We start from the raw sequence: 22,335 nt of genomic DNA on the forward strand, positions 1-22,335 counted from the left end.
TGATCCTCGCGCACAATCGGGGCCCGCACCGCGCGTGCGGGCCCTTCGCCTGACTTCCCACCGGCCGAAAGAGGTGCCCCGCTTGCCCCAATCGCTTCTGCCATGGTTTTTGGTGATACAGCGGCTCGGCATTGCCCTGCTGACGCTTGTCATCGTCTCCTTTGCCGTCTTCTTCGCCACCGAGCTTCTGCCCGGGGACGTTGCCGAAATCCTGCTTGGCCAGGCCGCCACGCCCGAGGCCGTCGCCGGCCTGCGCACCGCGATGGGGCTCGACGAGCCGGCGCTGAGCCGCTTTGTCGGCTGGCTTCTCGGATTGGCGGGCGGAGATCTGGGCACCTCCTACGTGAACAACATGGAGGTCGTGGAGCTGCTCTCGGGCCGGCTGAGCAATTCGCTGCGGCTCGCCGGGGTGACGACGCTGGTCTCGGTGCCGATCGCGCTGAGCCTCGGAATCGGTGCCGCGATGTGGCGCGGCTCGCTGTTCGACCGGGTGGTCTCGGTGCTGACGATCTCGGTGATCTCGGTGCCGGAATTCATGGTCGCCACGCTGGCGGTGCTGATCTTTGCGGTCTGGCTCGACTGGCTGCCGGCGCTGAGCTATGGGGTCGACATGAGCTCGCTCGGCGCCATGCTCAAGGCCTATGCGATGCCGGTGATCACGCTCTCCTTCGTGATCTCGGCGCAGATGATCCGGATGACCCGCGCCGCGGTGATCGAGACGATCAACACCCCCTATGTGGAGATGGCGCTGCTCAAGGGCGCCTCGCGCAAGCGCATGGTGCTGGGCCACGCGCTGCCCAACGCGCTGGGGCCGATCGCCAACGCGGTGGCGCTGTCGCTGAGCTATCTCGTCGGCGGGGTGATCATCGTCGAGACGATCTTCAACTATCCCGGCGTGGCCAAGCTCATGGTCGACGCGGTGAGCACCCGCGACCTGCCGCTGATCCAGTCCTGCGCGATGATCTTCTGCGTCAGCTACCTGCTGCTGATCACGCTCGCAGACCTGATCGCGATCCTTTCCAATCCGAGGCTGCGTCGATGATGGCAGAGTATCACACCACCACCGCCAAGGACGCGCCCAAGCCCAAGGGGCCGGGCTGGAGCTTCAACTGGGTTGGCCGCATCGGCCTTGCGATCATGCTGTTCTGGGGGCTTGTCGCCCTGGTCGGCCCGGCGCTCGCGCCGCACCCGCCGGGCGAGATCGTCGACTGGGACTATTTCGGCCCGATGACCGGCGACTACTGGATGGGGACCGACTATCTCGGCCGCGACATCTTCTCGCGCATCCTGATGGGCGCGCGCTATACCGTGGGCATCGCGCTGGCCGCGGTCACGCTGGCCTGCACGCTCGGCGTCATCCTCGGCATGGTCGCCGCCGTCGCGGGCGGCTGGTTCGACATGGTGTTGTCGCGCCTGCTCGACGCGTTCAACGGCATCCCCTCGCTGCTCTTCGGGCTCGTGGTGGTCGCCGCCGTCGGTTCGTCGATCCCGGTGCTGATCCTGACCCTCACGGCGATCTACATGCCGGGCTCCTACCGCTTCGCCCGGGCGCTGGCGGTCAACGTCAACACGATGGATTTCGTCACCGTGGCCCGCGCCCGTGGCGAGAGCACGCGCTACCTGATCCTGCAGGAGATCTTTCCCAACATCCTCGGCCCGGTGCTGGCCGATCTCGGCCTGCGCTTCGTGTTCATCGTGCTGGTGCTCTCGGGGCTCTCCTTCCTCGGCCTGGGCGTGCAGCCGCCCTATGCCGACTGGGGCGCGCTGGTGCGCGAGAACATCGAAGGGCTGAGCCTCGGTGCGCCGGCGGTGATCTTCCCCTCGATCGCCATCGCCTCGCTGACCATCTCGGTGAACATGTTCATCGACAACCTGCCCACCAAGATCCGCGACAGGAGCGAATGATGACCGCACCCCTCGTCACCGTCGAGAACCTGCGCATCGGCGCAACCACCGATGCGGGCCGCAAGGTCGAGATCATCAAGGGCGTGAACTTCGAGATCGCGCCCGGAGAGATCGTCGCGTTGATCGGCGAGAGCGGCTCGGGCAAGACCACGATCGCGCTGTCGCTGATGGGCCATACCCGCAGCGGCTGCGAGATCGAGGGCGGCACCATCCGCCTCGGCGCCTCCGAGATCACCGCCATGTCGAACCGCGCCCGCGCGCGGCTGCGCGGCACCGAGGTCTCCTACGTGCCGCAATCGGCGGCGGCGGCCTTCAACCCGTCGAAGCGGATCATGGATCAGGTGATCGAGATCGCCTCCATCCACGAGCTGATGCCGCGCGCCGAGGCCGAGAAGAAGGCGGTCGAGCTGTTCCGCGCGCTGGCGCTGCCCGATGCCGACAGCATCGGCCGCCGCTATCCGCACCAGGTGTCGGGCGGGCAGTTGCAGCGCCTGTCGGCGGCGATGGCGCTGATCGGCGACCCGAAGCTCGTCATCTTCGACGAGCCCACCACGGCGCTTGACGTCACCACCCAGATCGAGGTGCTGCGCGCCTTCAAGTCGGTGATGCGCAAGGGCGGTATCGCGGGCGTCTATGTCAGCCACGATCTTGCGGTGGTGGCGCAGATCGCCGACCGCATCATCGTGCTGAAGGGCGGCGAGATCCAGGAGGTCGGCGAGGCCGCGCAGATCCTGCACGCGCCGCGGCATGCCTACACCAAACAGCTTCTCGCCGCGTTCGAGCCGGTACCGCACCAGCCGCTCGCGCCGCCGGCCCGCGCCGAAAAGCCCAAGCCGGTGCTCGAGGTGTTCGATCTCTGCGCCGGCTACGGCCCGACCCGCAACGGCATCCCGGCGGCGCAGATCCTCAAGAACGTGAGCTTCAAGCTCGAGCGCGGCCGCAACCTCGGTGTGATCGGTGAATCCGGCTCTGGCAAGTCGACGCTGGCGCGGGCGGTGGCGGGGATCCTGCCGGCCTATCGCGGCGGCGTGCTGGTCGACGGAACCGAGATGCGGCCGGCGCTCAAGGACCGGTCCAAGGCCGAGCTGCGGCGCATGCAGATGGTGTTCCAGCTTGCCGATACCGCGCTCAACCCGGCCCATTCCATCGGCGCCATCCTCGCCCGCCCGCTGACCTTCTACGAAGGCCTGCGCGGCAAGGCGCGCGAGGCGCGGGTGATCGAGCTGCTCGACATGGTGCACCTGCCGGCCAACCTGCGCCACCGCCTGCCGGGCGAGCTTTCGGGCGGCCAGAAGCAGCGGGTGAACCTCGCCCGCGCGCTGGCGGCAAGCCCGGAGCTGATCCTGTGCGACGAGATCACCTCGGCGCTCGACACGGTGGTGGCCGCCGCGATCCTCGAGCTGCTCAAGGAACTGCAGCGCGAGCTGGGGCTGAGCTACATGTTCATCAGCCACGATCTCTCGACTGTCGAGGCGATCTGCGACGACGTGCTGGTGATGTACAAGGGCGAGGTGGTCGAGGCGCTGCCCGCCGCGGCGATGTCGGAGCAGGCCACGCATCCCTACTCGCGGCTGCTGATCTCCTCGGTGCCGCAGCTCGACACCGGCTGGCTGGCCGGGCTCGAGCAGGATCCGGAGCTGGTGGCGCAGTTCGCCAACCGCTGAGCCGCATCGCGCCGGGCCGCGGTCGGACCGCGTCGCCCGCGCCCTGCGCCTCTGGCGCGCGCGGGCCTGCCTTGGCGGTGGGCGCTCTCAGACCTTGTCGGCGAAGAGATGGCTCAGCGGCATCCGGGTCTTGGAGAAGGGCGTCTTCATCACCACGAAGCTGAAATACTTGTCGATGCCGACATTGCGGTCGATCAGGTCCTCGATGATGGTCTGGTAATCCGAGATCGAGGCGGTGACGAATTTCGCCAGATAGTCGTAGCCGCCCGAGACGAGGTGGCACTCGACGCAGCAGTCGACCTTTTCCAGCGCCTCCTGAAAGCGGGCAAAGTCGATCTGGCGGTGGTTGCGCAGGGTGAACTCGGTGAACACCGTCAGCGTCTCGCCGAGCTTGGCCATGTCGACCTGCGCGGCGTAGCCGGTGATGTAGCCGGCCTTCTGTAGCTTCTTCACCCGCATCAGGCAGGGCGAGGGCGACAGGTTCACCAGATCCGCCAGCTCGACATTGGTGATGCGCCCGTTGCGCTGCAACTCGGCGAGAATCTTCAGGTCGATCCGGTCGAGCTTGTAGCTGAGGCTCATCGTGTCTTTCCTTCGGGGTCTGCGCACCGTTTCCGTCTTCTGAAGGGCAGGGCCGCCCGCAAGTCAACCGCATTCGACAGGAAATGCCGTGGCGGGCCGGCGATCCGGCAGATGCAACTGGGCGCGCCATCATAGAAAATGGTGGGACTACAGGAGACTATCATGACCGCCCCCTTGCTGCATATCGACACCCAGACCGAGCTGCCCGAAACCGCCGATTGCGTGGTGATCGGGGCGGGCATCGTCGGCACCTCGGCCGCCTACTGGCTGGCGCGCGCCGGGCTGAAGGTGGTGCTGCTCGAGAAGGGGCGCGTTGGCGCCGAGCAGTCGAGCCGCAACTGGGGCTGGTGCCGGCAGCAGAACCGCGATGCCCGCGAGCTGCCGCTCTCGACCCGCAGCCTGGCGCTTTGGGAAGAGATGACGCGCGATATCGGCGAGGATCTCGGGTTTCGCCGCTGCGGGTTGCTCTATCTCTCCAACGATGCCAACGAGCTCGAGGGCTGGGCGCGCTGGGGCCGTTTCGCCCGTGGCGAGGGCGTCGACACGCAGATGCTGAGCGCCGCCGAGGCCGCCGAGCGCGGTGCTGCCACCGGCCAGAGCTGGGCCGGGGGCGTGTGGTCGCCGAGCGACGGCGTGGCCGATCCCTCGCGCGCCGCGCCGCTGATCGCCAAGGGCATTCTCAAGCATGGCGGTCAGGTGATCCAGGGCTGCGCTGCGCGCGGCGTCGAGACCGAGGCCGGGGCGGTCTCGGCGGTGGTCACCGAGAAGGGCCGCATCCGCACGAAGCAGGTCGTGCTCTCGGGCGGTGCCTGGGCGGCGAGCTTCCTGCACCAGCTGGGCATCGCCTTCCCGCAAGCCTCGGTGCGCAGCTCGATCCTGTCGGTGGCGCCGGGCATCGAGGGGCTGCCCGACGCGCTGCACACCGCCGCCGTCTCGGTGACGCGGCGCGGCGATGGCGGGCACACGCTGGCGATCTCGGGGCGCAGCCATCTCGACCCCACCCCCGGCGCGATCCGCGGGGCCAAGCACTTCCTGCCGATGTTCGCCAAGCGCTGGCGTGCTCTGGCACCGGGCGGACCGCAGGCCTGGCAGGCCGGGTTCGAAACCCGCAAGATCTGGGCGCTCGATGCCGAGACCCCGATGGAGCGGGCCCGCATCCTCGATCCCAAACCCTCCGAGCGGCTGGTGGGCGAGACGCTGGCCCGCGCCAAGGCGCTGCTGCCGGCGCTGGAGAGCGCGACCGTTCAGGCCAAGTGGGCCGGCTATATCGACAGCACGCCGGACGGCGTTCCGGTAATCGACGCGGAAATCGGCCTGCCCGGCCTGACGCTGGCGGCGGGGCTCTCGGGCCATGGCTTCGGCATCGGGCCGGGGGTGGGCCATCTGGTGGCCGACCTGCTCACCGGGCGCGACCCGATCACCGAGACCGCGCAATACCGGCTGAGCCGCTTCGACAGCGCGCAATGGGGAAAGGTGGCGGGATTCTGAGCTCACGCGGCGAACCTCTCGATCGACATGGCCGCGATCGGCGTCTCGCTGGCGCCGGTCGCGATCAGCTCGGCCATGGCATCGCCGACCCCGGGGCCAAGCTGAAAGCCGTGGCCACAGAAACCGAAGGCGTGGAACAGGCCCGGCGTGGTGGCCGAGGCGCCCATCACCGGCAGCCCGTCGGCGACATAGCCCTCGCAGCCCGACCAGTGCCGGATGATCGCCACGTCGCGCAGCGCCGGGCAGATCCGCACCAGCTTTTCGAGCTGGCGCGACAGGCCCGAGGGGTCGAAGCGGGCGAAGCCGGTCTCGTCCACCGGCATGCGCGGCACGCCGCCGCCAAAGACGATATTGCCGCGCTCGACCTGCCGCAGGTAAGCGCCGCTGTCCTGCGACCAGACCCCGACCACCGGCAGGATGCGGTGGGGCAGGGGCTCGGTCACGCCCATCTGCGGCCCGTGCATCTCGAGCGGGACGTTCTCCCCGAAGCGCCGCGCCAGCTCGACGCCCCAGGCTCCGGCGCAGTTCACCAGCAGATCGGCGCCGAACGCGCCCTTGGCCGTGGTGATCTCGAAGCCCGACTCCGTCAGGGCGATTTCGGGGGTGCCGGCCTCGCTGACGATCTCGGCACCAAGGCGCGCGGCAGCATCGGCGAAGGCCGGGCTGACCAGCCGGGGGTTGGCGCTGCCGTCCTGCGGCGAGAAGCTGGCCGCGATGGCCGAGGGCCCGAGGCCGGGAAAGCGGCCGGCGATCTCGGCCGGCTCCAGCTCTTTCAGCGCAAGGCCGAGCGGTTCTGCGGCGGCGGCGAAGCGGCGCATGTCCTCGCGCGAGGTCTCATCGAAGATCAGCCGCAGGTGGCCGGTGGCGCGGAACTCCACGTCGCGGCCCAGCAGCGCCTCGGACCGACCCCAGAGCGCCAGCGAGCGCTGCGCCAGCGGCAATTGCACCAGCGCGCGGCCGCTGCGGCGGATGTTGCCGAAGGAGGCGACCGTCGCGCCGGCGCCGATGGCGCCGCGCTCGATCAGCCGCACGCGCAGACCGCGCCGGGCGAGGAAGAACGCCGTGGCGGTGCCCATCAGCCCGCCGCCGAGTACGATCACCTGCATGAGAGCTCCTTTTCGTCTGCTCCCAAGAGACCCCGGCAGGGGCCTTGCGGTCAAAGACGGGATGCGGGCTCGATCATAAGTCAGACCTATGGAGTGAAAGATGCGGGCACGACAGCTTGAGGTCTTCACCGCTGTGATGCGGGCCGGCACCGTGACCGAGGCCGCCAGGATGCTCAACATCTCGCAGCCGGCGCTGAGCCAGGTGCTGCGCCACGCCGAGGACGATCTGGGCTTTGCCCTCTTCACCCGCGAGAAGGGCCGGCTGAAGCCGACCCCCGAGGCGCAGGAGCTCTATCCCGAGGCCGAGCGTCTCTTTGGCGAGCTCGAGGGGCTGCGCCGCAAGACCGCCGATCTCAGGCTCGGGCGGGCCGGGCTGGTGCGCATCGGCTGCTCGACGCCGCCGGCCATGTCGCTGCTGCCGCGGGTGATGGCGGCGTTCCGCGCCCGTCACCCGGATATCGCGCTGCGCTGCAACGTGGCGCCGGTGCACTCGCTGCGCACCATGCTGCGCGAGGGCGACGCGGCGATGGCGCTGGCGCTGACCGACCGGATGCCCGAGGAGATCGAGGTCGAGGTGCTGGGCCGGACGGGGTTCTGCTGCCTGCTGCCTGCGGGCCATCCGCTGGCCGGAGAGGAGGCCATCGGGCTGGGCCAGCTCAGCGATGCCTTCGTGATCTCCTACCGCGCCCAGACCCGCCCGCACGAGGAACTCGACAAGGCGGCGCGCCGCGATGGGCATCGCTTCGAGCCACGGCTCGAGATCGACAGCTCGATCTCGGCGGTGGGCTTCGTACAGGCGGGGCTCGGCATCGCGGTGGTCGATTCGCTGCTGCCCTGGGAGCAGTTCGACGGCATCGTGGTGCGCCCGCTTGCGGCCTCGCCCTCGCTGCCGCTGTCGCTGCTGACGCTGCGCGGGCGGGCCCTGTCGCGCGCCGACGAGCTGATGCGCGGTCAGATCCGGGCGCTGCTGCCGGAGGGTCTGGCGCGGCCATAGGCCGGGCTTATGGGACGCCGCCGCATCCGACTTGGACCACAGCGCCGGGCTCTGCTCGACTGGGACAAACGGAACGAAAGGCGATGACCCATGGACGGCCAACTCCCCGGCAGGGACCCTCAGGGCGAAGACTGGAAGATCGGTGTCGATATCGGCGGCACCTTCATGGATTTCTGCGCGCTGGAGGCCAACTCGGGCCGCATCGCCTCGCTCAAGGTGCTGACCACGCCGGATGATCCGGGCGCCGAGCTGCGCACCGGGCTCGACCTGCTGGCCGAGCGCGAAGGGCTGGATGCGGCGGCGGTGAGCCGCTTCGTGCATGGCACCACGGTGGGCATCAACACCATCATCCAGCGCAAGGGCGCGCGGCTCGCGATGTTCACCAACGCGGGCTTCGAGGACGTGATCGAGCTGGCGCGGCTGCGCATGCCCGAGATGTATTCGCTGTTCTGCCAGCGCCCCGATCCGCTGGTGCCGCGCGACATGATCTTCGGCCTGCCGCTGCGCATGCGCGCCGATGGCAGCCGCAGCGACGCGCCCGAGGGCGCGGTTGCCGACGCCGTGGCGAAGGCGCGCGCCGCCGGTGCCGAGGGTGTCATCGTGACGCTGCTGCACGCGTGGCGCGATCCCTCGCAGGAGATCGCCGTGCGCGAGGAGATCGAGGCGCTGGCGCCGGATCTCTTCGTCTTCACCTCCTCCGAGGTCTGGCCGGTGATCCGCGAATACGAGCGCAGCTCGACCGCGATCCTCAACGGCTATGTGCATCCCCGCGTCGCGGGCTATCTCGAGGCGCTCGAGGCGCGGCTCACCGCGCAGGGCGTGCCGGCGCGGGCCATGCTGACCAAGTCGAACGGCGGCGTGATGACCGCCGGCGAGGGGCGCCGCGACTGCGTCTCGATGCTGCTCTCGGGCACCGCCTCGGGCGTCATCGGCGCCGCCTGGCTGGCGCGGCAGGCGGGCGAGAGCCGCATCCTGACGCTGGACATCGGCGGCACCTCGGCGGATTTCGCGCTGATCATCGATGGCGAGGTGCAGTTCGGCTCGGACGAGCTGGTGGGAGAGTTCCCGCTGCACATCCCCTCGGTTTCGGTCAGCTCGATCGGCATCGGCGGCGGCTCCATCGCCTCGGTGGACGAGCACGGGGTGCTGCGCGTCGGCCCCGAAAGCGCCGGCTCGGTGCCGGGCCCGGCCTGCTATGGCCGCGGCGGGACCCGCGCCACGGTGACCGACGCGATGGCGGTCTGCGGCTGGCTTGGGCACTCGGAGATGGCCTATGGCCAGCTCGACATGAAGGTGGATCTGGCGCGGGAAGCGGTGGGCGCGCTGGCGCAAACGCTCGGGCGCGGCGTGGAAGAGACGGCGCAGGCGATCCTCGACATCGCGATCTCGGAGATGTTCGTCGAGGTCGAGAAGCTGTCTTCGCGCGCCGGGGTCGACCTGCGCGACTTCGCGCTGATGCCGTTTGGCGGCGGCGGTCCGATGCTCGGCGCCTTCCTCGCCCGCGAGCTTGGCATGCCGCGGGTGGTGGCACCGCGCCGCCCCGGCGTGGTCTCGGCGCTCGGCGGGCTGGTGGCCGATCTCAAGGGCGATTTCATCCGCACCGTCTTTGCCGATCTCGATGCCGCCCGGCTGCCGCTCCTGCGCGACCACTTCCAGGCCCTGGCCGCCGAGGGCCGCGACTGGCTCGCCGCGCAGGGCCATGACGGCGCCATCGAGCTGCGGCTCTCGGCCGACATGCGCTATGCCGGGCAGAGCTACGAGATCGAGGTGGCGCTCGAGCCCGACTGGCTGTCGGATCTCGACCGGCTGACCGAGGCGTTCCACGAGACCCACCGCAGGATCTACGATTTCGACGATCCCGAGGGCCGGATCGAGATGGTCAACCTGCGGCTCTCGGCCGTGGGAGCCGGGCCCAAGCCCGACCTTGCCGAGCTCGCCCGCGTCGAGGCCGGCGACAGCCGCGATGTGCAGGTCCATATCGGCGGCTGGCGGCCGGTGCCGCTGCATCCGCGTGCCGCGCTGGCCGCGGGGACGGTCTTCGACGGGCCGGCCATCGTCGCACAGGAAGACACCACCTTTGCCATCCCCGTGGGCGCCCGCGCCCGGGTGGACGGCCATCTCAACATCCACCTGCAGTTCGAGGACTGATCCATGTTCGACAAGATGACCCTCCAGGTGCTCGCCAACCACGCCCGCGCCGCGGCCGAGAACATGGCCCACACGCTGCACCGCACCGCCCATTCCGCCTTCGTGAAGGAAACCCAGGACTTCACCGTCATGCTGATGGATCGCACCGGCGACACCTTCGCGGTGCCGATGGAGCTGGGCGCGACCTGGTATCCCGGCCTCACCTATGGCCGCGCCATCGACATGGTCGAAGAGCCCTACCGCCCAGGGGACGTGGCCTTCACCAACGATCCCTACTCGGGCCACGTGGCCACCCATGCTCCCGACACCCACCTGTGGAAGCCGGTCTTCGCCGAGGGCGAGATCGTCGCCTGGACCGGCGGGCACATCCACAATACCGACATGGGCGGCGCGGTGCCGGCCTCGCTGTCGCGCTCGCTGACCGAGATCCACCAGGAGGGCCTGCGCTTTCCGCCGATGAAGCTGGTGCGCGAGGGCGTGTTCGACGAGCAGATCATGAAGATCATGTCGACCAACGTGCGCAAGCCGGCGCTCAATATCGGCGACATCAAGGCGCTGGTCGGCGCGCTCAACACCGGGGAGCGCAAGGTCCACGCGATGATCGACCGCTTCGGCAAGCAGGGCTTTGTCAGCGGCGTCGCGGCGCTGATGAGCCAGGCCGAGGCGCAGGCCCGCGCCATCCTGACCGAGATCCCCGATGGCGAGTACGTCTTTGCCGACTATGCCGACGAGGACAGCGACGAGGCCAACCCCTGCCGGCTCAAGCTCACGCTGACGATCCGGGGCGACGAGGCGATCCTCGACTTCACCGGCTCGGACCCACAGCTGGCCTCCTCGCTCAACGTGCCCTCGGGCGGCGATCCGCGCCACACCATGCTGCTGGTGGGGGTGTATTACGTGCTCTACACGCTCAACCCGCGCATCCTGCTCAACACCGGCCTGACCCGGCCCTTCACCTGCATCACCCCGGAGGGCACGGTGCTGAACCCGGTCTCGCCGGCGGCGGTGGGGATGCGCTCGCTGACCTGCGCGCGGCTGCGCTCGGTGATCTTCGGGGCCTTCGTGCAGGCGATCCCCGACCGGATGCCGGCAGCCCCCGCCGGCAACAACTGCATCGTCAACGTGATGACCCGCGACGAGCGCTCGCAACGCACGGTGATCGCGGCGGTGAACCCGGTGGTGGGCGGCGGCGGCGGCATGCCGCATCGCGACGGCACCAACGGCTCGGGCGCGGATGCGGCCTATCTCAAGAACACGCCGATCGAGATCACCGAGACCGAGGTGCCGGTGGAGTTCGTGAAATACGGGCTGGCGCAGGACACCGGCGGCGCCGGGCGCTGGCGCGGCGGTCTGGCGACCGAGATGGCGTTCCGGGTCTTCACCCCCGACAGCCGCATCACCGCGCGCAACCGCGACCGCTCCTTCTTCCGGCCCTGGGGCACCGATGGCGGCCGCGCGGCGGGGCTCGCGGACATGGTGGTCAATCCCGGCACCCCTGACGAGCGTCGCATGGGATCAAAAGACACCGCCATCCTTCAGCCCGGCGACGTGCTCGAGGTGCGGTCTGCCGGCGGCGGCGGGCGCGGCAACCCGCTCGAGCGTGAGCCCTGGCGGGTCGCCCGCGACGTGGCGCGGCGCTACGTCTCCGTCGAGGCGGCCGCGCGCGACTACGGCGTGATCCTCAAGGATGGCGAAGTCGACGAGGAGGCCACCGCCAAGGCGCGTGCCGCGATGCCAGCCCCGGGCGAAGCGTTCTTCCACTACGGCCCCGAGCGCGAGGGCTACGAGGCGCGCTGGACGAGCGAAGCCTATGACCGGCTGACCGAGATCCTTGCCGGGCTGCCGATCCACTGGCGCTTCTTCACCAAGACCGAGATCTTCCGCCGCATCGGGGGCAGCGGTGCAGCGGCGGTGGACGCGGCGTTCGAGGCGACCTGCGCGCGCTTCCCCGAGCTGCCGCGCCCGGCCCGCTATGCCGAGGCGGCGGAATGAGCGCAGCCCAGGGCCAGGCCGGGCGGCTCGTCCGGCTGGCCGAGACCGCGCGGGCGCCGGTCGGGTTCACGCTTGACGGAGAGGCGCTGACCGGGCTCGAGGGCGACACGGTGCTGACCGCGATCCTGCTGTCGCGCCGGGCCCTGCGCCAGGCCGAGTTCGGCCCCGAGGCACGGGCCGGGTTCTGCCTGATGGGGGCGTGCCAGGACTGCTGGATCTGGCAGCAGGACGGCCCGCGCCTGCGCGCCTGCTCGACACCGCTGGCCGAGGGGATGCGGCTGCTGAGCGCGGCGCCGGATCACTGGCCCGGAGAGGCAGGAGGGGGCTGCGCATGACACGGGTGCTGATCGTGGGCGCGGGCCCGGCGGGCATCCGCGCCGCCGAAACGCTGGCGGCGGCCGGGCTGCGCCCGGTGGTGGTCGACGAGGCAGCCCGGGCGGGCGGCCAAGTCTACCGCCGCCCGCCCGAGGGTTTCTCCCGCCCGGCTGAGACGCTCTACGGCTCCGAGGCGGGCAAGGCGCGCGCCCTGCATGCCCGCTTCGACGCGCTGGTGGCCGAGGGCCGCGTCAGCCATCTGCCCGGGCGCTCGGTCGTGGCGCTGCGCGACGGGGTTGCACATGTGCTGGGTGAGGCCCGCGAGGAGATCGCCTTCGACCGGCTGATCCTCGCCACGGGCGCGACCGACCGGCTGGCGCCGGTGCCTGGCTGGCAGGCGGGCGGGGTCTATTCTCTGGGCGCGGCGCAGATCGCGCTCAAGGCGCAGGGCGTGGCGCTTGGCCGCCGCATCGTGCTGGCCGGGACCGGCCCGCTGCTCACCTTGCTGGCCACGCAGTTGATCAAGGCCGGTGCCGAGGTGGCGGCGGTGCTCGACACCGCGCCGCTCGGGCGTCAGATCGCGGGCGGCATCGGCATGGCGCTGGCGCGCCCGCTGGTGACGCTGCGCGGGCTGCGGCTGCGCGCCGGGCTGGGGCGGATCTACCACGCGGGCGTCAGGCTCGAGCGCATCGAGACCGACGCGGACGGCCCCACCGCGATGGTCTGGCGCGACGCGCGCGGGCGCAGGCAAGTGACGGGCTGCGACATGGTCGGGCTCGGCTGGCACCTGCGCGCCGATGCCACGCTGGCCGAGCTCGCAGGGGCGCGGCTTGGCTGGGACGCGGCGTTTCATCAGTGGCTGCCGGAGGCGGATGCGCTGGGGCGCGCCGGAGAGGGGCTCTACCTCGCCGGGGACGGTCTGCGCATTCTCGGTGCAGACGGCGCCGAGCTTGCCGGGCGGCTCGCCGCCATCGCCTGCCTGCAGGATCTGGAGTTGCCGCATCCCGATCCCGCGCCGCTGCTGCGCCGGCTGGCGCGGATGCGCCGCTTTGCCGAGGCCATGGCGCGCGCCTTTCCGTGGCCGCAGGAGGCCATCGCGGCGCTGCCCGACGACACGGTGATCTGCCGCTGCGAAGGCGTGCGCGCCGGCGCGCTACGCGCCACGCTGCCGCTCTCGGGGCCGGAGGCCAACCGCGCCAAGTCGCTGGCGCGGGTCGGCATGGGGCGCTGCCAGGGGCGCTACTGCCAGCTGGCCGGGGCCGAGATCCTCGCCGCCGCCTCGGGCCGCAGCGCCTCCGAGGTGGGCCGGCTCAGGGCCCAGCCGCCGGCCCGTCCGGCGCCGATTGGCGCATGGTTGGGCAGCGCCGCGGAGTCGGGCGCCGACAAGGCAGAATAAGCTGTCAATCGCTTGCATCCCGCAGAGAATTCTGCTGCGAGACGGCTTTCGGCAGCTTTGTCCGGGCGCCTTCGCCGAAGCTGCCCGCAACGAATGACAGGAGTAGCCATGCCAGGCTTCGACGCCCCGCTGCCGACGGGACATTTCATCGCCGGTCGCACCGTGACCGCCCCCGCCGAGATCGACGTCATTTCGCCCTCCACCGGGCAGGTCATCGGCGCCATCCCCCGCGCCGACGCGGCGCTGGTCGACGAGGCGGTGCAGGCCGCCCGCGCCGCCCGCGCGGCTTCGAACTGGGGCGGCATCGCCCCGCGCGAGCGGGTCCGGGCGATGCATGCCTGGGCCGACCTGATCGAGGCCGATGCCGAGCGGCTGGCCTATCTCGAGGCGATCTGCTCGTCGCGCCCGCTGGCGCAGGCCAAGGTCGGCGACGTGATGGTCACCGCCGAGCAGATCCGCTTCTTCGCCGAGTTCGCCGACAAGGAAGGCGGCGACCTGGTGCCCACCGCCGACAGCGCCTTCGGCTATATCGCCGACGAGCCCTATGGCGTCATCGGGGCGATCACGCCGTGGAACTTCCCGATGTCGATGGCGGGCTGGAAGCTCGGCCCGGCGCTGGCGGCGGGCAACGCGGTAGTGCTCAAGCCCTCCGAGATGACGCCCTACAGCACGCTCTACATGGCCGAGCTGTCGGTGCGCGCGGGCATCCCGGCGGGGCTGATCAACATCGTGCTGGGCGACGGCCCCGTCACCGGCACCGCGATCACCGGGCATCCGCAGATCGACAAGGTCTCGTTCACCGGCTCGACCCGCGCCGGCGCCGCGATCATGGAAAACATCGCCCGCACCGGCATCAAGCCGATGACGCTCGAGCTTGGCGGCAAGAGCCCGATGGTGGTGTTTGCCGATGCCGATCTCGACCACACCGCCGAGTGCCTCGAGCGGGGCATCATGCCGAATGCCGGGCAGTTCTGCGTCGCCGGCTCGCGCATCCTCGTCGAGGAGAGCATCGCCGAGGCGCTGGCCGAGCGCCTGATCGCGCGCTTCGCCCGCCATTGCCCCGAGGACACGCTGGCCCCCGAGGCAGGCTTCTCGCCGATCATCTCCGCCGGACAGCTGTCGCGCATCGACGGCATCGTGCAGGCGGCGGTGGGCGAGGGCGCCGAGCTGCTCTGCGGCGGCGCCGCCTTCGAGCGCGAGGGCAGTTTCTACCAGCCCACCCTGATCGCCAACGTCACCCAGGACAGCCCCGCGGTGACGCAGGAGATCTTCGGCCCCGTCGCCACCTTCCAGACCTTCAAGGGCGAGGACGAGGCGATGGCGCTGGCCACGCACCAGACCTACGGGCTTGCCGCCGGACTCTTCACCCGCGATCTCAGCCGCGCGCTGCGCCTTTCGCGGCGGCTTGAGGCCGGCACGGTCTGGATCAACCGCTACGGCCGCACCCGCGACCACATCCTGCCGACCGGGGGCTGGAAGGCCTCGGGGCTCGGCAAGGATCTCGGCCGCGAGGCCTTTCTTGCCAACCGGCGGACCAAGTCCGTCTTGATCGACCTTTAATCTGGACCCTGCCCATGACCACCTACAGCCTTGCCCTGATCCCCGGCGACGGGATCGGCGTCGATGTCACCGATGCCGCCATGGAGGTGCTGAGCGCCGCCGCCAAGGGCCGTTTCAGCTTTGAGACCAAGAGCTTCCCGTGGTCCTGCGAGTACTATCTCGAGCATGGCGCGATGATGCCCGAGGACGGCATCGAGACCCTGCGCGGCTTCGATGCGATTTATCTCGGCGCGGTCGGCTGGCCCGCCACGGTGCCGGACTCGGTGTCGCTGCACGGGCTGCTGCTGCCGATCCGCAAGGCGTTCAACCAGTATGCCAATATCCGTCCACACCGGCTTCTGACCGGGGTCGAGGGCCCGCTCAAGGCCGAGGGCTTCGATATTCTGTGCATCCGCGAGAACACCGAAGGCGAGTATTCCGGTGCCGGTGGCCGGGTGCATCAGGGCAAGGACAACGAGGTCGCGGTCGAGACCTCGGTCTTCACCCGTGCGGGCGTCGAGCGCATCCTGCGCTTCGGCTTCGAGCAGGCGCGCGCGCGCCGCAAGCACCTGACCTCGGTCACCAAGTCGAACGCGCAGAAATACTCGATGGTGTTCTGGGACGAGGTCACCCGCGAGCTGGCCGCCGAGTATCCTGACGTGACCGTGAGCCACATGCATATCGACGCCATGGCGGCCAAGATGGTGATGGCGCCGCAGGATCTCGACGTGGTGGTGGCCTCCAACCTCTTCGGCGACATCCTCACCGATCTCGGCGCCGCGATTCAGGGCGGCCTGGGCTTCGCGGCTTCGGCCAACATCAACCCCGACCGCACCGCGCCGTCGATGTTCGAGCCGGTGCACGGCTCGGCCCCGGACATCGCGGGAAAGAACATCGCCAACCCGATCGCGGCGATCTGGTCGGTGGCGCAGATGCTCGAGCATCTGGGCGAGGCCGAGGCATCGGCGGCGGTTCTGGCGGCCATCGAAGCGGCGACCGCGAAGGGCATCGGCAGCCGCCCGGGCCAGAACAGCACGCAAGAGATCACCGCGGCGGTCATCGCCGCTCTGGAGGCCTGAGACATGACCCTGCACAGCGCATTTGCCGCCGACATCCGCGAGAGCCTGTCCGACCCCGACCTGTTCCGCGAGGCGGCGCTGATCGACGGGCAGTGGATCGCCCGCGCCGACATGGCGGTCACCAACCCCGCGACCGGCGGCACGCTGGGCCAGATGCCCGACTGCACCGCCGAAGAGACAAGCCGCGCCATCGCCGCCGCCGAGGCCGCGATGGTGGCGTGGAAGAAAAAGACCCATGCCGAGCGCGCCGACCTGCTGATGGCGTGGTACCAGCTGATGCTCGACCATGCCGACGATCTGGCGCTGATCCTCACCGCCGAGCAGGGCAAGCCGCTGGCCGAGGCGAAGGGCGAGATCCTCTACGGCGCCTCCTTCATGCGCTGGTTCGCCGAGGAAGCCCGCCGCATCAACGGCCACATCATCCCGAGCCCGGTGCCGGGCAAGAAGATCTTCGCGATGAAGGAGCCGGTGGGGGTCTGCGCGATCATCACGCCGTGGAACTTCCCCAACGCGATGATCACCCGCAAGGTGGCGCCGGGGCTGGCCGCGGGCTGCACCATGGTGATCAAACCCTCGGATTTCACCCCTTATTCGGCGCTGGCACTCTGCGTTCTGGCCGAACGTGCGGGGATTCCGGCGGGCGTTCTCAACGTGCTGACCGGGCGCCCCGAGGAGATCGGCGCGACGCTCACCGCCTCGCCTGTGGTGCGCAAGCTGAGCTTCACCGGCTCGACCCGGGTTGGGGCGCTGCTGGCGGAGCAATGCGCGCCGACGCTGAAGAAGATGAGCCTCGAGCTGGGCGGCAACGCGCCCTTCATCGTCTTCGACGACGCCGATCTCGACGCGGCGGTCGAGGGTGCGATGGCGAGCAAGTTCCGCAATGGCGGCCAGACCTGCGTCTGCGCCAACCGCATCCTCGTGCAGTCGGGCATCCATGACCGCTTCGTCGCGGCGCTGGCGGCCCGGGTCGACGCGCTCACGGTCGCGGCGGGGACGGAGCCGGGGGCCGAGATCGGCCCGATGATCAACGCCGCCGCCATCGACAAGATCTCCGCCCATGTGGAGGACGCGCTGGCCAAGGGTGCAACCCGCGCCACCGCCGCGCGCGATCTGTCCGGGCAGTTTGCCGACCCGGTGGTGCTCGTCGGCGCGACGCCCGAGATGCGTCTGGCCAGCGAGGAGACCTTCGGCCCGGTGGCGCCGATCTTCCGCTTCGAGACCGAAGAGGAGGCGCTCGAGATCGCCAACGGCACGCCGTTCGGGCTTGCGGCGTATTTCTACACCACCGACATGGCCCGCGCCTTCCGCTTCGGCGAGGCGCTCGAGGCGGGGCTGGTGGGGCTCAACACCGGCGCCGTGAGCCATGCAGAAGCGCCGTTTGGCGGGGTGAAATCCTCCGGCCTCGGGCGCGAGGGCGCGCAGGAGGGCATCGAGGAATATCTCGAGACCAAGGCGTTCCACTTCGCCGGGCTCTGAGCCGGATCGTGCGATCAGACGGTAGAAAAAGGCCCGGCCATATGGCCGGGCCTTTTTTGACGTTCGGGACCGGAGCGCCGTGGCAGGCGCGCGTGGCTCAGACCGGCAGCGGACGCGCCGCCGGGTCGCGCGGGGCGCGCAGGCCAAGATAGGCGACCAGCGCCAGCAGGGTCAGAAGCCCTCCGGTGGCGAGGAAGGTCGAGGCATAGCCCAGCGATGCGATCAGCGGGGTCGAGGCGAAGGGCGACAGGAACTGGCCGAGGAAAATGCTGGTGGTGATGGCGCCCGCCGCCAGCCCGCGTCGATGCGCCGGCGCGATGCCGACCGCGAGGCTCAGGAAGGTTGGCATCAGCAGGCCGCCGCCGGCGCCGATGAAGGCCGCGCCGATCAGCGTGAGGGCAAAGCTCGGCGCGATCCCGAACAGGCAGAAGCCGATGGCGAAGCCGAGAAAGCCGAAGGCCGGCGTGCCGGAGCGACCGAGCCGCATCCGGACCTTGCCGAAGAACAGCGAGATGATCCCGCCGGCGAGGGTCATCGCCCCCATCAGCATCCCCGCCGCCTGCGGCTCGGGATGGCCGATCGAGGCGAGGTAGTAGGGCGCCTGCGTCGGCAGCAGGTAGAAGCAGACGAAGCACAGCCCGGCGAGCACGATCACCAGCAGCAGCGTGGCCACCCAGTTGGCCTCGCCCTCCGAGGCGGCGGGCTCGACCTGCGCGGCGCTGCGGTCGGATTTTTCCAGCGTCAGCATCATGATCGGCAGGTAGACCAGCGCGATGCCGTAGATCGCGAAGGGCGCGAGCGGGGTAAAGGCGGCCAGCCAGCCGGCCAGCATCAGCAGGATCAGGCCGCCGAAATTGGTGGCGGCAATCTGCAGGCCCATGAAGGTGCCGCGCTTCTCGCCCTTGAAATAGTCGCCGATCAGCGCCGTCTGGGCGGTCATGATCATCGCCACCGAGACGCCGAGGAACAGCCGGCTGAACAGCACCAGCTTGAGGGTCGGCAGGTAGAGCCCGGCGGTGCCGGCGATGGCAAAGAGCGCCACGCCCAGCAACAGCTGCAGCCGGCGGCCGAAGCGGTCGGCCAAGGCGCCGGCGAAGGGCGCGAGGATCGCCACCATCAGCGAGGGCGCGGTGACCAGCAGCCGGGCCAGAAGCGCGGCGTTCTCTTCGTCGGCGAAACGCGCCTCGATGCCGGGGAGGGAGGGGCTGATCAGACTGTTGGACAGGATCGTCAGCGAGGCCGCCAGCAGCAGCGCGATCGCCCGGGACTCCTTGAGCAGGCTCAACATGATGCGGTCTTTCGGTTGGACAACGCGCAGACCAGGGTGCCGGCGCCTCGGCCAAAGGCTCGGGCAGCACCAATCTGGGATGTCGACACAGGGAAACCCGCAAACGCCACGGAAATGTCGGACCGGGGCGCGCGGGCGGTTGATTACATTTTTCCGATTCTGTAACTGTTAGCGACCGATGCGTCAAGGAGGTGGACGTGCCAAGGACCGGTCTCAGCCCCGAAGCGGCGCGCGAGCGCGCTGTCGAGATTGCCGTCGCGCGGATTCGCGCGCACGGGTTCGCCAAGCTCAGGCTTGCCGACGTGGCGCGCGAGATGGGCGTCAGCCACGCGGCGCTTTACGCGCATTTCCGCGACAAGGCGGCGCTGCTCGATGCCGTGACGGAAAGCTGGCTGGTCGATGCCCGCCGTCGCACCGCCGAGATCTGTGCGGGCAACGCGCCTGCACGGGAGCGCATCGAGGCGTGGGTCGCCGAGCGCTACCGCATCAAGAGCGCGCGGGCGAAATCCGATCCGGAGATCTTCTACGGGTTCAACGAAGCGACCGCGGGGGAGCGCCCGGTGATCCGCGATCACATGCGCCGCCTGAGCGACGAGCTGACCGGGTTGCTCTCGGAGGCCGGGCTGGGCGGTCGGGCCGAGGCCGAGATGCTCGACGAGGCGCTGGCCGGCTTCCTGCATCCCGCCCTGATCACCTCGGGCCCCGATCCCGCGCGCGAGGCGGCGCTGCGACGTCTGGTGCGGGTGCTTCTCGCCGGGCTGGCCGCATCCTCCGAAGGCTGAGGCTGATCGAGCGCACCCGTTGCGGCGCGTTCGCTGCCGTGCCCGTCACCGCTGAATGCGCTCTTCGTCTCACGCGGCGTCGGCCCATGCCGCGCGCCGGTCCTGTCCGGGCGTTGTGCCGAAGACGCGCTTGAAGGCGCGGTTGAAGGCCGGTTCGGACTGGTAGCCGAGATCTGCGGCGATGGTGGCGATGGGCAGGCTGGTCTCGCGCAGCGTGCGGCGCGCGAGGTTCATGCGCCACTCGGCCAGATACTGCATCGCCGGGGTGCCGACGAGGGCGGTGAACCGCGCCGCGAAGGCCGAGCGGGACATGCCCGCGACCTGCGCCAGCGTCTCGACCGACCATTCCGCCGCCGGGTCGCGGTGGATGGCGACGATGGCGCGGCCGATCTGCGGGTCGCGCGCGGCCTTCAGCCAGCCGCGATTGGCCTCCGGCGCGCGGCTGAGCCAGCGCCGGATCGCCTCGATCACCACGACATCGGCGAGCCGGGTGATCACCGTCTCGCCGCCGGGGCGCAGCTCGCGGGCCTCGCGCGCTATGAACTGCAGCGTGCCCTGCAGCCAGCTTCCGGCCTCCTCTTCCCAGGGATCGATCTTCAGCACGTCGGGCAGCAGCGCCATCAGCATCGGGCTCGATGCGTGATCGAGCCGCACCAGCCCGTACATGATGCTGCAGGCCGCGCCGCCGCCGCCGTACTCGACCGTCTCGTAAAGCTCGGTCACCTTGCGGATCGGCAGTTCCTCGAGCTGCATCAGCCGCGCTTCGGGATCGCTGTAGAGGCTGATCGGTGCGCCGTGGGTCATCAGCACGAGATCGCCTTTCTGGATCTCGAAGGGCGCATCTTCTCCGACCCTCAGCCACGCCCGCCCGCCGATCACCACGGCAAAGCTCATCACCTCGGGAAAGCCCGGGATCGCGATGCCCCAGGGCGCGCTCAGCCGCGACTGGCAGTAGAAGGTGCCGGTCAGCTTGAGCAGGTGCAGGATCTCTCCCAGAGGATCGCCGGTGGGCTGGGCAAGACGCGAGGGGTCGGGAACGTGAGGCTCTGTCATGGGGCGACTGTGACCGGATCTGTGCGCTGCGTCCAGCTGCTCTGGACGATTGGGCAAGAAACCCGGACGCACGAGAGTGGATCATCCAGCGCATCTGCGGGAGGTTGGGGCATCGAACAGATGATTGATCCCAACCCACGGAGAGACAGAATGACCCACCAACCGATCCTTGTTCTCGGCGCCACCGGCAAGACCGGCAGCCGCATCGCGTCCCGCCTCGAGGCCAAGGGCCTCCCCGTCCGCCGCGGCTCGCGCCGTGCCGCGATCCCCTTCGACTGGCAAGCGCCGGAAACCTGGGCGGCGGCGCTTGATGGCGTCTCCGCCGTCTACATCTCGTATTATCCCGACATTGCCGTGCCGGGCGCGGTCGAGACCGTGGCGGCCCTGGTTGCCGAGGCGCGCAAGGCCGGGGTGGGCAAGCTGGTGCTGCTGACCGGGCGCGGCGAGCACCACGCGCAGCGGGCCGAAGACCTCGTCCGGAGCGCCGGGCTGCGCTTCACCATCGTGCGGGCGGCGTGGTTCGCGCAGAACTTCTCGGAAGGGGCGCTGCAGGCGCCGGTGATGGCGGGGCTTCTGCCGATGCCCGGCGGCGATGTGCGCGAGCCCATCGTCGATGTCGACGACATCGCCGATGTCGCGGTCGCCGCGCTGAGCGAGCCGGGCCATGACGGGGCGCTCTACGAGGTGACCGGCCCGCGGCTGATGAGCTTCGCCGAGATGGCTGCCGCGCTGTCGGCTGCGTCCGGACGCTCGGTCACCCATCTGCCGATCACCTTCGAGGAGTTCCACGCGGCACTGCTGCCGGTGCAGGGTCCGCTCATCGCCGATGTGCTCACCGGCATCGCCCGCGAGACGCTCGACGGTCGCAACGCGCAGCTGGCGGATGGCGTGCAGCGTGCGCTTGGGCGCGCCCCGCGCGACTTTGCCGCGTTCGCCGCCTCTGCGGCGCGCGCCGGTGCCTGGGACGCGGCTGCCTGATCCCACCTTTGACCGACCGAAAGGACATCCCATGGTTACGACGCTTTTTCAGAAACTCACCCTCGGTGGCGCCGGGCTGACCGCGCTTGGCATCGGCCTCGCGATCGCCGTCGCCCCGCACGGCTTCTACGCCGGATACGGCATTCCGCTGGGTGCAAACCCGGCGCTGCTCAGCGAGCTGCGGGCGCCCGGTGCCAATCTCGCAGCGCTCGGCGCGGTGATCCTTGCCGGCGCTCTCCGCCCCGCCATGGCGCGGCTGTCGGCGGCGCTCGGGGCGCTGGTCTTCCTCGCGTTTGCAGCGGGCCGCACGGTCGGGCTGGCGCTGGATGGCTGGCCGGGGGAGGGGATCGTCACCGCGCTCGCCATCGAATTGGCGGTCGGGCTGCTCTGCCTTGCGGTGTGGCGCGGGCTGGAGACCACGCCCGACCGCCGCTCCCGGCCGTCGGTCCAGATCGGCTGAGACGGGATCACTGCGGTCATCCGAGGCTGGCTCTCTGCCCCTGCCAGGGCAGGGAGCTGGCCGCAGCTTTCGTCGATTGACACGGGCAGG

The 22,335-nt window shown here is 70.0% G+C and carries 19 protein-coding genes; 15 read left to right on the forward strand and 4 right to left on the reverse strand.

The features are described 5' to 3' along the window. Positions 1-73 precede the first annotated feature (73 nt). The 3 genes from AC6RA4_RS02175 to AC6RA4_RS02185 are packed head-to-tail and all read left to right on the forward strand — an operon-like array spanning position 74 to position 3,569. The gene (locus AC6RA4_RS02175; protein ID WP_500156959.1) at positions 74-1,042 is read left to right on the forward strand and encodes an ABC transporter permease; all 969 of its coding nucleotides are present in this window, start codon (positions 74-76) and stop codon (positions 1,040-1,042) included. After that, on the forward strand, positions 1,042-1,905 hold the full coding sequence (locus tag AC6RA4_RS02180) for an ABC transporter permease (RefSeq protein WP_500156961.1): 864 nt from the start codon (positions 1,042-1,044) through the stop codon (positions 1,903-1,905). Before AC6RA4_RS02175 ends, AC6RA4_RS02180 begins: the two co-directional genes overlap by 1 nt. Continuing rightward, positions 1,905-3,569 carry an ABC transporter ATP-binding protein gene (locus AC6RA4_RS02185; RefSeq protein WP_500156963.1) on the forward strand — a complete coding sequence of 555 codons (1,665 nt, stop codon included), beginning with the start codon at positions 1,905-1,907 and terminating at the stop codon, positions 3,567-3,569. The genes AC6RA4_RS02180 and AC6RA4_RS02185 overlap by 1 nt, the downstream gene beginning before the upstream one ends. A gap of 87 nt (positions 3,570-3,656) precedes the next feature. On the opposite strand, the gene AC6RA4_RS02190 is transcribed toward AC6RA4_RS02185, so the two are convergent. Continuing rightward, positions 3,657-4,151 (reverse strand): Lrp/AsnC family transcriptional regulator, encoded by a 495-nt coding sequence (locus tag AC6RA4_RS02190; RefSeq protein ID WP_500156965.1) that lies wholly within the window; start codon positions 4,149-4,151, stop codon positions 3,657-3,659. 162 nt (positions 4,152-4,313) lie between these two features. Here AC6RA4_RS02190 and AC6RA4_RS02195 point away from each other — a divergent pair, with 162 nt between their 5' ends. Beyond that, positions 4,314-5,639, forward strand: a complete 1,326-nt coding sequence (locus tag AC6RA4_RS02195; RefSeq protein WP_500156967.1) for an NAD(P)/FAD-dependent oxidoreductase — start codon at positions 4,314-4,316, stop codon at positions 5,637-5,639. Positions 5,640-5,641: 2 nt separating this feature from the next. On the opposite strand, the gene AC6RA4_RS02200 is transcribed toward AC6RA4_RS02195, so the two are convergent. Beyond that, a complete protein-coding gene (locus AC6RA4_RS02200) occupies positions 5,642-6,745 on the reverse strand; it encodes an NAD(P)/FAD-dependent oxidoreductase (RefSeq protein ID WP_500156968.1) in 1,104 nt (367 codons plus the stop codon). 100 nt (positions 6,746-6,845) lie between these two features. Here AC6RA4_RS02200 and AC6RA4_RS02205 point away from each other — a divergent pair, with 100 nt between their 5' ends. The 8 genes from AC6RA4_RS02205 (at position 6,846) to AC6RA4_RS02240 (ending at position 17,684) form a co-directional block, all read left to right on the forward strand. Beyond that, on the forward strand, positions 6,846-7,739 hold the full coding sequence (locus AC6RA4_RS02205) for a LysR family transcriptional regulator (protein WP_500156970.1): 894 nt from the start codon (positions 6,846-6,848) through the stop codon (positions 7,737-7,739). 90 nt (positions 7,740-7,829) lie between these two features. After that, positions 7,830-9,887, forward strand: coding sequence for a hydantoinase/oxoprolinase family protein (locus AC6RA4_RS02210; RefSeq protein ID WP_500156972.1), 2,058 nt, complete (start codon positions 7,830-7,832; stop codon positions 9,885-9,887). A 3-nt stretch (positions 9,888-9,890) separates the two neighbouring features. Beyond that, entirely contained in the window at positions 9,891-11,879 is a 1,989-nt protein-coding gene (locus tag AC6RA4_RS02215) for a hydantoinase B/oxoprolinase family protein (protein ID WP_500156974.1), read from the forward strand. Beyond that, positions 11,876-12,214 (forward strand): (2Fe-2S)-binding protein, encoded by a 339-nt coding sequence (locus AC6RA4_RS02220; protein ID WP_500156976.1) that lies wholly within the window; start codon positions 11,876-11,878, stop codon positions 12,212-12,214. Before AC6RA4_RS02215 ends, AC6RA4_RS02220 begins: the two co-directional genes overlap by 4 nt. Continuing rightward, positions 12,211-13,590 carry an FAD-dependent oxidoreductase gene (locus AC6RA4_RS02225; RefSeq protein ID WP_500156978.1) on the forward strand — a complete coding sequence of 460 codons (1,380 nt, stop codon included), beginning with the start codon at positions 12,211-12,213 and terminating at the stop codon, positions 13,588-13,590. Before AC6RA4_RS02220 ends, AC6RA4_RS02225 begins: the two co-directional genes overlap by 4 nt. Before the next feature lie 108 nt (positions 13,591-13,698). Then, the gene (locus AC6RA4_RS02230) at positions 13,699-15,150 is read left to right on the forward strand and encodes an aldehyde dehydrogenase family protein (protein ID WP_500156980.1); all 1,452 of its coding nucleotides are present in this window, start codon (positions 13,699-13,701) and stop codon (positions 15,148-15,150) included. Between the two features lie 14 nt (positions 15,151-15,164). Further along, positions 15,165-16,208 carry a tartrate dehydrogenase gene (locus AC6RA4_RS02235; RefSeq protein ID WP_500156982.1) on the forward strand — a complete coding sequence of 348 codons (1,044 nt, stop codon included), beginning with the start codon at positions 15,165-15,167 and terminating at the stop codon, positions 16,206-16,208. Positions 16,209-16,211: 3 nt separating this feature from the next. Then, a complete protein-coding gene (locus AC6RA4_RS02240; protein WP_500156984.1) occupies positions 16,212-17,684 on the forward strand; it encodes an NAD-dependent succinate-semialdehyde dehydrogenase in 1,473 nt (490 codons plus the stop codon). A gap of 97 nt (positions 17,685-17,781) precedes the next feature. On the opposite strand, the gene AC6RA4_RS02245 is transcribed toward AC6RA4_RS02240, so the two are convergent. Then, complete coding sequence (locus tag AC6RA4_RS02245) at positions 17,782-18,972, reverse strand: MFS transporter (protein WP_500156986.1); 1,191 nt, start codon at positions 18,970-18,972, stop codon at positions 17,782-17,784. A 197-nt stretch (positions 18,973-19,169) separates the two neighbouring features. Between AC6RA4_RS02245 and AC6RA4_RS02250 the strand changes: the two genes are divergently transcribed. After that, a complete protein-coding gene (locus AC6RA4_RS02250; protein WP_500156988.1) occupies positions 19,170-19,754 on the forward strand; it encodes a TetR/AcrR family transcriptional regulator in 585 nt (194 codons plus the stop codon). A 69-nt stretch (positions 19,755-19,823) separates the two neighbouring features. Here the strand turns inward: AC6RA4_RS02250 and AC6RA4_RS02255 are convergent, their stop codons facing one another. Further along, the gene (locus AC6RA4_RS02255) at positions 19,824-20,807 is read right to left on the reverse strand and encodes an AraC family transcriptional regulator (RefSeq protein WP_500156990.1); all 984 of its coding nucleotides are present in this window, start codon (positions 20,805-20,807) and stop codon (positions 19,824-19,826) included. Between the two features lie 150 nt (positions 20,808-20,957). Here AC6RA4_RS02255 and AC6RA4_RS02260 point away from each other — a divergent pair, with 150 nt between their 5' ends. Further along, a complete protein-coding gene (locus AC6RA4_RS02260) occupies positions 20,958-21,785 on the forward strand; it encodes an NAD(P)H-binding protein (protein WP_500156992.1) in 828 nt (275 codons plus the stop codon). A gap of 31 nt (positions 21,786-21,816) precedes the next feature. Then, complete coding sequence (locus tag AC6RA4_RS02265) at positions 21,817-22,245, forward strand: DUF4345 domain-containing protein (protein WP_500156994.1); 429 nt, start codon at positions 21,817-21,819, stop codon at positions 22,243-22,245. The last annotated feature ends 90 nt before the right edge of the window (positions 22,246-22,335 follow it).

It is taken from the genome of Salipiger sp. (assembly GCF_059781815.1).